Below are 13,719 nucleotides of genomic sequence, written 5' to 3'. Positions count from 1 at the left end.
GACGAGCTTCCTGCACGAATGGTCACCCTTTCGCGAGTGGACGGAAAGCTTCCGCTTGAGTACCTTGGTCAGTGTAACCGGAATGTAATCCTCCACATACATTTCGTCCGGATTGGGGATCCGCGCATGACCGAAATGACCAGTTCCGCGCCCGTTGCGTCCTTTCCGATGAAACGGACCTGTCCGTTCAGCCCACCGCCGGAGTACCGCGACCTGCGGGACGAGGGCCGGGTGGCCCGGGTCGATCTGCCGTCCGGGCAGCGGGCCTGGGTGCTGACCCGGCACGAGGACATCCGTGCCATGCTCACCGACCCGCGCTTCAGCTCCGACCGCTTCGACCCGGGGTTCCCGCTGACCGTCAAGCGTCTCCGGGAGCTGAACGAGGAGGACCGGGACAACCCGTTCCTCACGTCGATGATCAACATGGATCCGCCGGAGCACGGCGCGGCCCGCCGCGCGGTGCTCGGCGAGTTCACCGTGAAGCGCATGCGGGCCCTGCAGCCGCGGATCCAGGAGATCGTCGACGAGCACATCGACGCGATGCTGGCCGGGCCCCAGCCTGCCGATCTCGTCCAGGCGCTTTCCCTTCCCGTGCCGTCACTGGTGATCTGCGAACTGCTCGGCGTCCCGTACTCCGACCACGAGTTCTTCCAGCAGCGCAGCACAACGCTGCTGAACCGCGAGGCCGACGTCGACGAGCGCCAGCAAGCGGTCGACGAGTTGCAGAAGTACCTGGACGAGCTGGTCACCGCGAAGGAGGCCGCGCCCGGTGACGACCTGCTCGGCCGTCAGGTTCTCAAGCAGCGCGAGTCGGGCGAGTCCGACCACCGTTTCCTGGTCGGTACGGCGTTCCTGCTGCTCATCGCCGGGCACGAGACCACCGCGAACATGATCTCCCTCGGCACGCTCACGCTGCTGGAGAACCCGGCGCAGCTCGCCGCGATCAAGACCGACCCCGGCAAAACCCTCGACGCCGTCGAAGAACTGTTGCGCTACTTCACGATCGCCGAGTTCGCGACGTCGCGAGTGACGACCGAAGAGGTCGAGATCGGCGAGGTGGTGATCCCGAAGGGCGAGGGCGTCATCGGGCTGAGCAACGCGGCCAACCGGGACGAGAGCGTGTTCGAGAACCCGGACGAGTTCGACATCGAGCGCGGCGCGCGGCACCACGTCGCCTTCGGGTTCGGACCGCACCAGTGTCTCGGCCAGAACCTCGCCCGCATGGAACTCCAGATCGTCTTCGACACCCTCTTCCGGCGGATCCCGACGCTGAAGCTCGCCACGAGCGTGGACGACCTGCCGTTCAAGAACGACTCGCAGATCTTCGGCCTCCACGAATTCCCTGTGACCTGGTGAGGAAACCGATCATGACCGAAACTCTCGACAGCTCCGAGACGACGACGTTCCCCCTGGCGCGGCAGTGTCCGTTCGGCCCGCCGGCCGAGTACGAACGGTTCCGCGCCGAAGCGCCGGTCACCCGGGTCACCCTGCCGACCGGCACCGAGGCGTGGCTGGTGAGCAGGCACCATGACGTCCGCGCGGTGCTGACCGATCACCGGCACTTCAGCTCCGACCGGCTGCACCCCGACTTCCCGAGCCAGATCCCCGGCGGCACCCGGATCGCCGACCGGCGGTCGATGATCGCGATGGACGCGCCGGAGCACGGCCCGGCCCGCCGCGCGGTGATCGGCGAGTTCACCGTCCGCCGCATGGAAGCGCTGCGGCCGCGGATCCAGGAGATCGTCGACGAACGCGTCGACGTGATCCTTTCCTCGTCGAAGCCGGTGGACCTGGTGGAGACGCTCTCGCTGCCGGTGCCGTCACTGGTGATCTGCGAACTGCTCGGCGTCCCCTACTCCGACCACGAGCACTTCCAGGGGCACACCGCGACGGCCCTCAAGCGTGAGTCCACCATCGAGCAGCGCCGCACCGCGTTCGCCGCGATCCGGAACTACCTCGACGAACTGGTCACCCGCAAGGAGACCGAACCCGGCGACGACCTGATCAGCCGCCAGATCGCCAAATCCCGCGAGGACGGCAGCGTCTACGACCACGAAGACGTGGTCGAACTCGCCCGCCTGCTGCTGGTCGCCGGGCACGAGACCACCGCGAACATGATCTCCCTCGGCACGCTCGCCCTGCTGGAGAACCCGGAGCAGCTCGCCGCGATCAAGGCCGACCCCGGCAAAACCCTCGACGCCGTCGAAGAACTGCTGCGGTACTCCTCGATCGTCGACGCGATTCCGCGGCTGTGCGTGGAGGACACCGAGATCGACGGCGTCCTCGTCCGGAAGGGCGAAGGCGTGCTCGCGCTCGCCTACTCGGCGAACATGGCGGCGGACCCGTTCGAGAACCCGGACACCCTCGACATCGAACGCGGCGGGCGGCACCACGTCGCCTTCGGGTTCGGACCGCACCAGTGCCTCGGGCAGAACCTCGCCCGCATGGAACTCCAGATCGTCTTCGACACGCTTTTCCGCCGGATCCCGGCCCTGCGCCTCGCCCCGGGAGCCGACCTGTCGTTCAAGGACGACGCCCTGATCTTCGGTATGTACCGCCTCCCCGTGACCTGGTGAATGAGGAGCAGAGCCATGACCGAAACCCTGCACCAGCAGTACACGCACGAGTTCCCGCAGACCCGTACCTGCCCGTTCGCCCCGCCCGACTCGTACGAGCAGATCCGCGAGACGGAGCCGGTCTCGAAGGTGGCGCTGCCGGACGGCCAGTGGGCCTGGGTGGTCAGCAGGCACGAGGACGTCCGGCTGGTCCTCAACGACCGGCGGTTCAGCGCCAACCGGCAGGATCCCCGCTTCCCGATGCTCGCCTCCGGCGCCCGTGTCCGTGACGAGGACGCCGAGAAGGCACTCATCTCGATGGACGCGCCGGAGCACGGCCCGGCCCGCCGCGCCGTGCTCGGCGAGTTCACCGTCCGCCGGATGGAGGCGCTGCGGCCCCGCATCCAGCAGATCGTCGACGAACACCTCGACGCGATGCTGGCCGGGCCGCGACCGGCGAACCTCGTCCAGGCGCTTTCCCTTCCGGTGCCGTCACTGGTGATCTGCGAACTACTCGGCGTCCCGTACTCCGACCACGACTTCTTCCAGCAGCACACCGCGAAGATGCTCAGCCGGACCACCACGCCGGAGGACCGCAAGACGGCGTTCACCGCGGTCGAGGGGTACTTGGAGGAGCTGATCGCCAAGAAGGAGGCGGCCCCGTCCGACGATCTGCTCGGCCGCCAGATCGTCAAGCTCCGTGAGGAGGGCACCTACCGCCGCGCGGCGCTGGTCTCGATGGGGTTCCTGCTGCTCGTCGCCGGGCACGAGACCACCGCGAACATGATCTCCCTCGGTACCGTCGCGCTGCTGGAGAACCCGGAGCAGCTGGCCGCGATCAAGGCCGACCCCGGCAAAACCCTCGACGCCGTCGAAGAACTGCTGCGGTACTTCACGATCGCCGATCTCGTCACCGCGCGGCTGTGTGTCGAGGACATCGAGATCGGCGGGGTCACCATCCGGGCGGGTGAAGGCGTGCTCGCACTCGGCTTCGCGGCGAACCGGGACCCCGGCGCCTTCGCCGACCCGGGTTCGCTCGACATCGAGCGCGGCGCGCGGCACCACGTCGCCTTCGGGTTCGGGCCACACCAGTGCCTCGGCCAGAACCTCGCCCGCATGGAGCTCCAGATCGTCTTCGACACCCTCTTCCGGCGGATCCCGACGCTGAAATACGTGGGGAAAATCGATGATCTGCCGTTCAAGGAGGACGCCGCGATCTATGGTCTGTACGAACTCCCGGTGACCTGGTGAGGAGGCCGGCATGACCGAGACGGCCCAGACCGGCGTCCTGTCGCCGGAGTTCCCGATCGCGCGTGGCTGTCCCTACGCCCCGGCCGAGGAGTACCGGCGGATCCGCGCGGAGCGGCCGATCACCAAGGTCCGGCTGCCCGACGGGCGGGAGGCGTGGGCGCTGTCCCGGCTGTCCGACGTCCGCGCGCTGCTCACCGACCACCGGTTCAGCGCCAACCGCCGGGACCCGCGGTTCCCGCACCTGACCGCCGGTGGCGGGGTCAGCCTGCTGGACGGCGAGCGGAGCATCCTCACCCTGGACGCACCCGAGCACGGCCCGGAGCGTCGTGCCGTGCTCGGCGAGTTCACCGTCCGCCGGATGGAGGCACTGCGGCCGCGGATCCAGCAGATCGTCGACGAACACCTCGACGCGATGCTGGCCGGACCGAAACCCGTCGATCTCGTCCAGGCGCTTTCGCTGCCGGTGCCGTCACTGGTGATCTGCGAGTTGCTCGGCGTCCCGTACGAAGACCACGACTTCTTCCAGCGGCATTCGGCGAAGACGCTCGACCAGGGCATCGGGGCCGAGGAGCGGCAGGCGGCGGTCGACGCCCTCCTCGGCTACCTCGACGAGCTGATCACGGCGAAGGAGGCCGCGCCCGGCGACGACCTCTTCGGCCGCCAGATCGTCAAGCGCCGCGCGGAGGGCACCTACCGGCACCAGGGGATGGTCGCGCTGGCCTTCCTCCTGCTCCTCGCGGGGCACGAGACCACCGCGAACATGATTTCCCTCGGCACGCTCATGCTGATGGAGAACCCGGACAAACTGGCCGCCCTGCGGTCGGACCCGGGAAAGACCCTCGACACCGTCGAGGAGATGTTGCGGTACTTCACGATCGTCGACGCCTTCGTCGCGCGGTTCTGCGTCGAAGACGCCGAGATCGGCGGGGTCACCATCCGGGCCGGCGAAGGTGTCCTCGCGCTGGGGCACATCGCCAACCGGGACCCCGAGCACTTCGAGAACCCGGAGACGTTCGACGCCGAACGCGGCGCGCGCCACCACGTCGCGTTCGGTTTCGGGTTCCACCAGTGCCTCGGGCAGCACCTGGCCCGGCTGGAACTCCAGATCGTCTTCGACACGTTGTTCCATCGTATTCCCGAACTGAAACCGGCCGCCGAGGTCGCCGACCTGCCGTTCAAGGACGACGCGTCGATCTACGGCCTGCACCGGCTGCCGGTCACCTGGTAGGAGGCAAGACGAAAATGAAGATCATCGCGGACACCGGGAAGTGCGTCGGCGCGGGTCAGTGCGTGCTGACCGAGCCCGCCCTGTTCGACCAGAGCGAGGACGACGGCACGGTCATCGTCCTCGACGACACCCCGGAGGGCGAGCTCGTCGCGAAGGCCCGCGAGGCCGTGCACGTCTGTCCGAGCCAGGCGCTGTCGCTTCAGGAGTGAAGAACCGGTGGGCCTTCCCCAGGGGGTCGGCGGAAGGCCCACCGGTGGCTCCCTACTTGACCGCGCCCATGGAAAGACCGCGCACCAGGTGGTTCTGCGCGATCCAGCCGACGATCATCACCGGCAGCGAGGCGAGCAGCGCGGCGGCCGAAAGCTGCGCCCAGTACAGCCCTTCGTTGGTGATGAAGCCGACCAGGAACACCGGCACGGTGCCCGCCCGCGCCGCGGTCAGGTTCACCGCGTAGAAGAACTCCGTCCAGGAGAAGATCACGCAGATCAGCGCCGTCGCCGCGATCCCGGGCGCCACCACCGGCATGATCACGCGGTAGAGCAGCGTCGGCAGCTTCGCGCCGTCGATGCGGCCCGCCTCGATCATCTCGTGCGGGACTTCGAGGAAGAACGAGCGCATCATCCAGATGGCCAGGGGCAGGTTCATCGACGTGTAGAGGATGACCAGCGCCCACCAGTTGTCCAGCAGCTCCACGTTCTGCGAAATCACGTACAGCGGGATGATCGCGGCCACGATCGGCAGCATCTTGGTGGACAGGAAGAACCCGAGCGCGTTCGAGGTCTTCTTCACCGGTGCCAGCGAAAGCGCGTACGCGGCCGGGACGCCGAGCAGCAGCACGAGCAGCGTCGAAATCACCGTGACGAACGCGGAGTTGGCCAGGTAGGGCAGGAACCCGCGGTCGAGCACCCCGGCGAACTGGTCGAGCGTCGGGGTGAACAGCACGCGCGGCGGGTCGGTGGCGGCGTCGGCCTCCTGTTTGAACGCGGTGATGACCATCCAGATCAGCGGGAACGCGAACAGGATCGCCAGCACCCAGGTCGCCAGCGTCAGCGACCCGGCACCGAAGCGGCGTTTCGTGCTCAGGGTGCTCATTTCACCCCTCCGTCCACCGAGAAGGTGCGGAACATCAAGCGCAGTGCGAAGGTCGCGACGATCATCGTCAGGATGACCACGACCACGCCCATCGCCGAGGACTGGCCGACGTCGAAGCCCTCGAACGCGCGCTGGTAGATGTAGTACGGCAGGTTCGTGCTCGCCGTGCCGGGACCACCCTGCGTCATCAGGAAGATCGCGTCGAAGCTGTTCACGATGTAGATCGCGCCGAGCAGCGTGGCCAGCTGCAGGAACCGGTTCAGGTGCGGCAGCGTGATCGCGGTGAACGTGCGCCAGCGGCCGGCGCCGTCGACCGACGCCGCTTCCAGCACGTCCTTCGGCTGGCTCTGCAGCCCGGCGAGGATCAGCAGCATCATGAACGGCGTCCACTGCCACACGATCTGCGCCATCACCGACGCCAGCGGGAACTGCGAGAGCCAGTCGACGTCGGTGCCGAACACGAAGTGCAGCAGCCCGTAGGTCGGGTCGAACATCGTCGTCTTCCACAGCAGCGCGCCGGCGGCGGGCAGCACGAGGAACGGCGTGATCAGCAGCGTCCGCACCAGCCCTCGGCCGAGGAACTTGCGGTCGAGCAGGATCGCGAACCCGAGCCCGAGCAGCAGCGAGACGAACACGCACACCACGGTGAGCAGGACGGTGTTCAGCAGCGCGCCGAGGAACGTCAGGTCGGTGAACACGTCGACGTAGTTGCGCAGGCCGACGAAGTGCCGCGAACCGGGGCGCACGAGGTTCCACGACTGGAACGAGTAGAACACCGTGAGCAGGAACGGCAGCTGGGTCACCGCGATGACGAAGACCAGCGCGGGCAGCAGCGGGAGCCTGCGCTTCGCCGCCGTGCTCAGGCCCTTGCGTTCGGCCTTGGCTTCGGCGGGTCCGGTGCGGGCCGGGGCGGCGGAGATCGTGGACATCACCGAACCTCCTGATAGGACTTTCCGACCGTTTCGGCGTACTGCTGCGACTGTTTCAGCGCCCCGTCCACGGATTCCCGTCCGGCGATCGCGGCCGAGAGCTGCTGGCTGACCCGGGTCCCGAGATCCTGGAACTCCGGGATCCCGACGAACTGGATCCCGGGATAGGGCACCGGGTTGAGCATCGCCTTCTGCTGGCTCGCGTCGGCGATACCGTCCAAAGTGGGCTGTGCGTACGCCTTGGCGGCGTCGCGGTAGGCGGGAATGTCGTAAGTGGACTTCCGGACGCCCGGCGGGACCCGGTTCCAGCCGTAGGTCTCCCCGACCTTGCGCACGAAATCCTTACCCGTCATCCACGCCATGAACTTCCAGGCCGCGTCCTTGTCCTTGGCCACCTTGGGAATCGCCAGCGACCAGGTGTACAGCCAGCCACTGGACTGCGTCTTCTCCACCGGCGCCGGCGCGTACCCGGACTTGCCGACGACCTTGCTGCTCGCCGGGTCCTCGTTGGTCCCGGCCATCACCGTGGCGTCGTACCACATCGCGGCCTGTCCCTGGTTGTAACGGTTCCCGCACTCGGAGAAGCCCGCGCTCGACGCGCCGACCTCACCGTGCTCGCGCACGAGGTTCACGTAGAACTCCGCGGCCGCCTTGAACTCGGGGCTGGTGAGCTTCGCGTTCCAGTTCTGGTCGAACCACTGCGCGCCGAAGGTGTTCGCGACGGTGGTGAACGGCGCGAGGCTCTCGCCCCAGCCGGGCTTGCCGCGCAGACAGATCCCGGCGACACCGTTCGCCCTGTCGTCCAGTTTCGCGGCGAACTCGGCGATCTGCCGCCAGGTCGGCTTCGCGGGCATCGTCAGCCCGGCCTTGTCGAACAGGTCCTTGCGATAGGCCAGGAACGAGGACTCGCCGTAGAACGGGGCCGCGTACATCTGGTCCTTGTAGGACAGTGAATCGCGGATACTCGGGATGAAGTCCTGCCGGTCGTAGCCCGGAGTGGCGGCCATGTGCGGTTCGAGGTTTTCCAGCCAGCCGTTGGCCGCCCACTGCGGCGCCTCGTAGTTGCTGATCATGACGACATCGAACTCGCCGCCCTCGGTCGCCGTCGACGCGGTGATCTTCGCCCGCGCCTGGTTTTCCGGCAGCGACACGAACTTCAGGTTGATGCCCGGGTTGGCCTTTTCGAACTCCGGGCGCAGCGAGATCGCGTCCTTCATCTGCGGGTTGGACACGATCGCGATGACGAGCGTGCGGCCGCCACCACCGGCCGCGCCCGCCCCCGCGCATCCGGTGACCAGCAGGGCCACCGCCGCCAGCAGATAACCGAGCCTACGCACCGCTCGCCTCCGGGAGAACCTGGACCTTGAGCCCCGAGCCGCTGCGCATCAGGTCGAGCGCCTCGGGGTACCGGTCGAGCGGAAGGGTGTCGGTGAGCAGCTCGGCGGTGTCGATGGCGCCGTTGGCGACGAGGTCGAGTGCGGTACCGAAGCTGTTGAGCACGGCCATCGAGCCGACGACGGTGATCTCGTCGTTGTAGATGCGGAACGGCGAGAGCGCGACGCGGGCCTCGGCGGGCGCGACACCGAAGATCAGCAGCCGTCCACCGCGCCGCAGCGAGTCGAACGCGGCTTCGATGGCCGGGGCGGCACCGGTGCAGTCCGCGGCGGCGTCGAACTTCTCGCCGTTCAGCTCGCCGACGTCGCCGGCCACGGCCTCCGCGCCGAGGCGGGTGGCGCGCGGCAGGCGGGTGGTGTTGCGGTCGACGACGGTGACCCGCGCGCCGGCCCGTTGCAGCAGCTGCTGCATGATCAGGCCCATCGTGCCGGCGCCGACGACGAGGAACCGTTCCCCCGCCTCGACCCCGATCTTGCGCACGCCGTGCACGGCGCAGGACACCGGCTCGACCAGCGCGCCCTGCTGCCAGGTCATCGTCTCGGGCATGCGGTAGCAGGTGGCGGCGGGAACGGCGACGTACTCGGCGAAGGCCCCGTTCACCGTGTCCCCGGTGGCGTTCCAGTTGGCGCAGAGGTTGCCGTGCCCGGACCGGCACGGCGTGCAGTAGCCGCAGAACAGCGAGGGGTCGACCGCGACCCGGTCGCCGATCCGCCAGCCGCCCGGCACGTCCGCGCCGAGCTCGACGATCTCGCCCGCGAACTCGTGGCCGGGGACGATCGGATAGGGGGTCGGCGGGAAGTGGCCGTCGGCGATGTGCAGGTCGGTCCCGCAGATCCCGCAGGCGCCCACCTTGATGACGACCTGCCGTTCCCCCGGCTTCGGATCGGGTACCTCACCGACCCTGATCTCTCCGGGACGGTCCACGATCGCGGCACGCATGCCTCTCCCTTCATCCGCTCAAATGAGCGTCGTTGATTCATCGCACGGCTGACAGGTGTAGGCATTACAGGGTTTTGCCTGGTGTCGCGTCAACCTTTCGCGCATTTTTCGCGGTATCATTGCTCATATGAGCGCTCGTTCCGTCCCGTTGAGCCTGACCGACTCCCTCGATCTGGCCGGTGTCGCGCACCGCTTCTACGTGCGCGGGCAGTCGAAGCTGGAGATCGCCGACGAACTGGGAGTGAGCCGGTTCAAGATCGCCAGAATGCTCGACAAGGCCAGGGAAACCGGCCTGGTGCGCATCGAGTTCCGGCTCCCCGTCCCGGTCGACGTCACGCTGTCGGAGGAGATCCGCGCGGCATACCGGCTCGACCGCGTGCTGGTGCTCGAACGAGCGCCCGCGAACGAACCCCGCGAGGTCGTCCGGCGGAAAATCGGCGCACTCGCCGCGCGGCTCCTAGAGGACATCGCGACCAAGGACGACATCATCGGATTGTCCTGGGCCCGCTCGGTGAACGCCATGACCGAGGAGATCCGGGCACTTCCCCGGTGCCCGATCGTGCAACTGTGCGGGGTCCAGGCCGGGATGGACATGCGCGGCCGGTCCGTGGAGACCGTCAGCCGGGTGACCTCGGTGTCCGGTGGCGACGCCTACCCGCTGTTCGCACCGCTGGTGCTGCCCGACCGGCGCACCACCGAGACGCTGCGCCGCCAGCCCGGCATCGCCGAGACGTTCGCGCAGTTCAAGAACCTCACCAAGGCCGTGGTCAGCATCGGGGCGTGGCAGGAGGGCGAGTCGACGGTGTACGACGCGCTGGACGAGGACGAGCGGTCGGCGATCGCCGACCGCGGCGCGACCGCCGAGATCGCCGCGCGGCTGTTCACCGCCGACGGCGGCGCGCTGTCCACCGGGCTCGCCCGCCACGTGCTGGCCATCAGCACCGAGGACCTGCGCGAGGTGCCCGAGGTCATCGCGCTCGGGTACAGCGCGCCGAAGGCCGCCGCCGTCGACGCGGTGCTGCGCTCCGGCATCGTCACGACGTTGATCACCGACGCCGCGGCCGCCGCCCCCCTGCTGGACCTGGCCGCCGCCTCGCCGCCCTGAGCCGGATTTCGGGGGCGGCTCGGTGATTTCGCCGGATGTGCCCGGCCCGCCGCGCCGTGAGCATGGACGGCGTGACATCCGCGAAGAAGACGTCCCCGCGCTGGCGACAGGCCGTGGTGTGGCTGCACGTGCTGTCCTCGGTCGCGTGGATGGGCGAGGCGCTGGCACTGCTGACCCTGCTCGTCCTCGGCGTCACCACCGACGATCCGCGGTTGCGGGTCAGCGCGACGTCGATGGCACACGTGCTGGACCGGACGCTGCTCGCGCCGATGGCCAACGCCGCCGCGTTCACCGGCGTGCTGCTGGCCGCCGCGACCGCCTGGGGTCTCTTCCGGCACTGGTGGGTGCTCACGAAGTTCGTGCTGACGCTGGTGCAGCTCTACGCCGGGATCTTCCTGTTGTCCGGCGCCCTTTCCGACGCGGTGGACGCGGCGAAGGCGGGCGCGCCGGTCCCGGTCGGCTGGCCGATGATCGCCGGGACCGCGCTGATGGCGAGCGTCCTCGCCTTCCAGGCCTGGCTGTCGGTCGCCAAACCGGGCAAGCGGACCTCGCGGTCCCCAGCCGGGAAACCCCGCACGGCCCCGCCCTGGGTGTTCGCCGCCGGGATCGCCGCCCCGGCCGCCGACACCACCGCCGGTCTCCTGCTCGGCTACCCGCTCCCGGCCCTGTCCCTGCTCGTGCTCGCGGCGGTCCTGACCACCCGTCCCGCCCGGCTCCGCCCCGCCCCCACCTGACCGACCCTCCAGGCACGCGAGTTCGCCATCCAAGCACGCGAGTTCGCCGTCCGGACACGCGAGTCCGCCGTTCCCGCACGGGGCCGCCTGCCGTCCGGGCTCAGTACTCGGTGGCGGAGGCGTCCGGGGTCACCGAAGCCCTGCCGAGCTTCTTGTACGCACCGGCCACAATGGACTCGACAGCCCCGTCGCGGTGCGCCGCCGCCCCGTACTCGATGGCCGTCGCGGCCTGTGCCGACGCGGCGCCCACGACACCGAGCACGGCCGCCGCCGCGCCCGCCACCAGCATCCCGGCCACCGCACGCTTGATGTCCCGCATAACCCCTCCAGTTCGCGAATCCCCGTGCGCCGACGCTATCCCAGCGAGCCGCGGTCCGGGAGTGCCGCACGAAAGTCCGCCCCGAAGGGCGGATCAGGCCGAGGCATCGTGCCGTTCCTGGGCGGCCATGACCTCGTCGCCGTTTTCGTGGGCCCAGCGGCCGAACGCCTCGATCGGACCGAGCAGGCTCGCACCGAGTTCCGTCAGCGCGTACTCGACCCGCGACGGAACGTCCTCGGCCCGGCGGTCGATCAGCCCGGAGTACTCCAGCCTGCGCAGCGCCTCGGTGAGCACCTTCGTGCTGATGCCGCCGATCCGCCTGCGCAGTTGCGAAGGCCGTTGCGGCCCCTTCCGCAGCGCCCACAGCACGACCGGGTTCCACGTGTTGGCCATCAGGTCGAAGGCCAGCCGCGTGCGGCAGTCGGCGAGGAACTCGTGCTCGATGCTGTCCACTCCGCCATTGTGCCCCCGCCCGCGGTAACCGATCGGTACCCGCGCGCCTGCCTACCGTCGATCCGGTCACCCCCCTGCGAAGGAGTTCCTCATGCGAATCGGCATCTTCGGCACCGGCGGAATGGCGGACGCGCTCGGCACGCAGTGGGCGCGTGCCGGGCACGACCTGCTCGTGAGCGGCCGGGACCCGGCCAAGTCCACCGCGCTCGCGAAGCGGCTCGGCGCCCGAACCGGGAGCTGGGCCGACGCCGCCGGGTTCGCCGACGCGATCCTGCTGGCACTGCCCGCCGGGAGTGTGCTGGACGTCCTCGACGCCGCCGGTGCGACCTCCGGCGCGCTGGCCGGGGTCACCCTGATCGACCCCACCAACGCCGTCGACGGCACGCTGTTCCCGTGGACCCCGCCCGGCACCTCGATGGCGGAGCTGATCACCGCGAAGGCGGCGGGCGCCCACGTGGTCAAGGCTTTCAATCTGTGCCATGTGGACACCTGGCGGCAGACCCCGCCGATGTCCGGCGGCCGCCCGCTCGCGGTACCCCTGTGCGGTGACGACGAACGCGCGCTGGCGCACGTCCGTACGCTCGTGACCGACCTCGGCTGCGTCCCGCTCGACGGCGGCGGAATCGACCGGGCCGTGCTCATGGAGGCGACCATGGCGTTCGTCGTCAAGCTGTGGTCCGATGGCGCCGACGCCCAGTCGATCCTCCCGCCCCTCACCGTCTAAACCGGACCCAGGTGCTCCAGCAGGAGCCGGGAGACGCTCTCCGGCGCGGTTTCCGGGATGAAATGCCCGACGCCGGAGAGCTGCTCCAGCCGGTACGGCCCGGACACCCATCGCCGGGTGTTCCGGATCCCGGACGGCGCGACCATCGGATCGTCCCCCGCGACGAACAGCGTGGGCACCCGCACGCACTGCTCGTATCCGGTGAAGTCGTTGGCGCGGTACCAGTTCAGCGCCGCGGTCAGCGCGCCCGGCTCGGAAAGCCGCGCGAAGTACTCCTCGCAGATCTCCCTCGGCACGCCGTCCAGCTTCGGCGGCCCGGCGGCGAGGATCCGGTTTTCCGGCGCGGGAGCGGGTTCGCGGAAGCCGTCCATGTACCGGGAGGCGTCCCGCTGGGCCGGATCGCTCCGCAGCGCCTCGGCGAACGCGCCGGGGTGCGGGACCGACACCGCCGTGAGTTTCCGGACCCGCCCCGGGAACCGGGCGGCGGCGATCCACGCGACGCACGCGCCCCAGTCGTGGCCGACGAGGTCGAACCGGTTCCAGCCCAGGGTGTTCGCGATGCCCCGGACGTCGGACACCGCGTGCTCGAGCCGGTAGGCGTCGATCGGCGCCGGCCGTACCCCCGGCGAGTAGCCGCGCTGATCCGGTGCCACCGCGCGGAACCCGGCCGCGGCGAGCGCCGTCAGCTGATGCCGCCATTCGAGGCCCGATTCGGGAAAGCCGTGCAGCAACAGCACCGGCCGCCCGTCGGCGGGCCCGGCGGCCAGCGCGTCGAACGTCCCGGCCCTGGTCCGGATCCGCAGCCGTTCGAACCCGCCCGGCACCGCCGGAGCGGCCGACGCCGGCGAGGGCGCCAAGGTCGCGGTGCCCGCCACGATGGCGGCCGCCGCGCCGAGCCTGAACAGGTCACGCCTGGTGGAGGTCATGATCCAGACTCTGCCCGACCGCGCCCCCGGAGTCCCTGGGGTAAACCCCACTCCTCCCCTGCGGTTGCC

Annotated in this window: 15 protein-coding genes; 8 read left to right on the top strand and 7 right to left on the bottom strand. The window is 69.4% G+C overall.

All coding sequences use genetic code 11. The annotated features are described in order from the left end of the window. The first annotated feature begins 126 nt into the window (after positions 1-126). From ABD987_RS23030 to ABD987_RS23010, 5 genes are read left to right on the top strand one after another with little or no spacing between them, the layout of a single operon-like run. Complete coding sequence (locus tag ABD987_RS23030; RefSeq protein WP_345397186.1) at positions 127-1,356, top strand: cytochrome P450; 1,230 nt, start codon at positions 127-129, stop codon at positions 1,354-1,356. A gap of 11 nt (positions 1,357-1,367) precedes the next feature. Continuing rightward, entirely contained in the window at positions 1,368-2,576 is a 1,209-nt protein-coding gene (locus tag ABD987_RS23025) for a cytochrome P450 (protein ID WP_345397183.1), read from the top strand. A 15-nt stretch (positions 2,577-2,591) separates the two neighbouring features. Next, positions 2,592-3,806 (top strand): cytochrome P450, encoded by a 1,215-nt coding sequence (locus tag ABD987_RS23020; protein ID WP_345397180.1) that lies wholly within the window; start codon positions 2,592-2,594, stop codon positions 3,804-3,806. 10 nt (positions 3,807-3,816) lie between these two features. Continuing rightward, positions 3,817-5,034 (top strand): cytochrome P450, encoded by a 1,218-nt coding sequence (locus ABD987_RS23015; protein ID WP_345397177.1) that lies wholly within the window; start codon positions 3,817-3,819, stop codon positions 5,032-5,034. Between the two features lie 14 nt (positions 5,035-5,048). Next, positions 5,049-5,243, top strand: coding sequence for a ferredoxin (locus ABD987_RS23010; RefSeq protein WP_345397175.1), 195 nt, complete (start codon positions 5,049-5,051; stop codon positions 5,241-5,243). Between the two features lie 52 nt (positions 5,244-5,295). On the opposite strand, the gene ABD987_RS23005 is transcribed toward ABD987_RS23010, so the two are convergent. The 4 genes from ABD987_RS23005 to ABD987_RS22990 are packed head-to-tail and all read right to left on the bottom strand — an operon-like array spanning position 5,296 to position 9,389. Next, the gene (locus ABD987_RS23005; protein ID WP_345397173.1) at positions 5,296-6,126 is read right to left on the bottom strand and encodes a carbohydrate ABC transporter permease; all 831 of its coding nucleotides are present in this window, start codon (positions 6,124-6,126) and stop codon (positions 5,296-5,298) included. Further along, positions 6,123-7,055, bottom strand: coding sequence for a carbohydrate ABC transporter permease (locus ABD987_RS23000; protein WP_345397171.1), 933 nt, complete (start codon positions 7,053-7,055; stop codon positions 6,123-6,125). Before ABD987_RS23000 ends, ABD987_RS23005 begins: the two co-directional genes overlap by 4 nt. After that, the gene (locus tag ABD987_RS22995; RefSeq protein ID WP_345397168.1) at positions 7,055-8,392 is read right to left on the bottom strand and encodes an ABC transporter substrate-binding protein; all 1,338 of its coding nucleotides are present in this window, start codon (positions 8,390-8,392) and stop codon (positions 7,055-7,057) included. Before ABD987_RS22995 ends, ABD987_RS23000 begins: the two co-directional genes overlap by 1 nt. Then, the gene (locus ABD987_RS22990) at positions 8,385-9,389 is read right to left on the bottom strand and encodes a zinc-dependent alcohol dehydrogenase family protein (RefSeq protein ID WP_345397165.1); all 1,005 of its coding nucleotides are present in this window, start codon (positions 9,387-9,389) and stop codon (positions 8,385-8,387) included. The genes ABD987_RS22995 and ABD987_RS22990 overlap by 8 nt, the downstream gene beginning before the upstream one ends. 127 nt (positions 9,390-9,516) lie before the next feature. Between ABD987_RS22990 and ABD987_RS22985 the strand changes: the two genes are divergently transcribed. Then, entirely contained in the window at positions 9,517-10,494 is a 978-nt protein-coding gene (locus ABD987_RS22985; protein ID WP_345397162.1) for a sugar-binding transcriptional regulator, read from the top strand. 71 nt (positions 10,495-10,565) lie between these two features. Continuing rightward, entirely contained in the window at positions 10,566-11,228 is a 663-nt protein-coding gene (locus tag ABD987_RS22980) for a hypothetical protein (RefSeq protein WP_378214141.1), read from the top strand. A gap of 100 nt (positions 11,229-11,328) precedes the next feature. On the opposite strand, the gene ABD987_RS22975 is transcribed toward ABD987_RS22980, so the two are convergent. Together ABD987_RS22975 and ABD987_RS22970 are read right to left on the bottom strand one after the other, a co-directional pair. Next, positions 11,329-11,547, bottom strand: coding sequence for a hypothetical protein (locus ABD987_RS22975; protein ID WP_345397156.1), 219 nt, complete (start codon positions 11,545-11,547; stop codon positions 11,329-11,331). A gap of 93 nt (positions 11,548-11,640) precedes the next feature. Further along, entirely contained in the window at positions 11,641-11,991 is a 351-nt protein-coding gene (locus ABD987_RS22970) for a winged helix-turn-helix transcriptional regulator (protein ID WP_345397528.1), read from the bottom strand. 100 nt (positions 11,992-12,091) lie between these two features. On the opposite strand from ABD987_RS22970, the gene ABD987_RS22965 reads away from it, so the two are divergent. Then, complete coding sequence (locus tag ABD987_RS22965) at positions 12,092-12,724, top strand: NADPH-dependent F420 reductase (RefSeq protein WP_345397153.1); 633 nt, start codon at positions 12,092-12,094, stop codon at positions 12,722-12,724. On the opposite strand, the gene ABD987_RS22960 is transcribed toward ABD987_RS22965, so the two are convergent. Further along, a complete protein-coding gene (locus ABD987_RS22960) occupies positions 12,721-13,650 on the bottom strand; it encodes an alpha/beta fold hydrolase (protein ID WP_345397150.1) in 930 nt (309 codons plus the stop codon). The genes ABD987_RS22965 and ABD987_RS22960 overlap by 4 nt on opposite strands. Positions 13,651-13,719 lie beyond the last annotated feature (69 nt).

The sequence above is a fragment of the Amycolatopsis samaneae genome (genome assembly GCF_039541975.1).
GTDB classification, from domain to species: Bacteria; Actinomycetota; Actinomycetes; order Mycobacteriales; family Pseudonocardiaceae; genus Amycolatopsis; species Amycolatopsis samaneae.
This window is presented reverse-complemented; position numbering and strand designations above follow the sequence as displayed.

Excerpts from the sequence above, each read along its gene's own strand:
- ABD987_RS23030 (WP_345397186.1), top strand. The coding sequence starts at position 127 with ATGACCGAAATGACCAGTTCCGCGCCCGTTGCGTCCTTTCCGATGAAA.
- ABD987_RS23025 (WP_345397183.1), top strand. The coding sequence starts at position 1,368 with ATGACCGAAACTCTCGACAGCTCCGAGACGACGACGTTCCCCCTGGCG.
- ABD987_RS23020 (WP_345397180.1), top strand. The coding sequence starts at position 2,592 with ATGACCGAAACCCTGCACCAGCAGTACACGCACGAGTTCCCGCAGACC.
- ABD987_RS23015 (WP_345397177.1), top strand. The coding sequence starts at position 3,817 with ATGACCGAGACGGCCCAGACCGGCGTCCTGTCGCCGGAGTTCCCGATC.
- ABD987_RS23010 (WP_345397175.1), top strand. The coding sequence starts at position 5,049 with ATGAAGATCATCGCGGACACCGGGAAGTGCGTCGGCGCGGGTCAGTGC.
- ABD987_RS23005 (WP_345397173.1), bottom strand. The coding sequence starts at position 6,126 with ATGAGCACCCTGAGCACGAAACGCCGCTTCGGTGCCGGGTCGCTGACG.
- ABD987_RS23000 (WP_345397171.1), bottom strand. The coding sequence starts at position 7,055 with ATGTCCACGATCTCCGCCGCCCCGGCCCGCACCGGACCCGCCGAAGCC.
- ABD987_RS22990 (WP_345397165.1), bottom strand. The coding sequence starts at position 9,389 with ATGCGTGCCGCGATCGTGGACCGTCCCGGAGAGATCAGGGTCGGTGAG.
- ABD987_RS22985 (WP_345397162.1), top strand. The coding sequence starts at position 9,517 with ATGAGCGCTCGTTCCGTCCCGTTGAGCCTGACCGACTCCCTCGATCTG.
- ABD987_RS22975 (WP_345397156.1), bottom strand. The coding sequence starts at position 11,547 with ATGCGGGACATCAAGCGTGCGGTGGCCGGGATGCTGGTGGCGGGCGCG.
- ABD987_RS22965 (WP_345397153.1), top strand. The coding sequence starts at position 12,092 with ATGCGAATCGGCATCTTCGGCACCGGCGGAATGGCGGACGCGCTCGGC.
- ABD987_RS22960 (WP_345397150.1), bottom strand. The coding sequence starts at position 13,650 with ATGACCTCCACCAGGCGTGACCTGTTCAGGCTCGGCGCGGCGGCCGCC.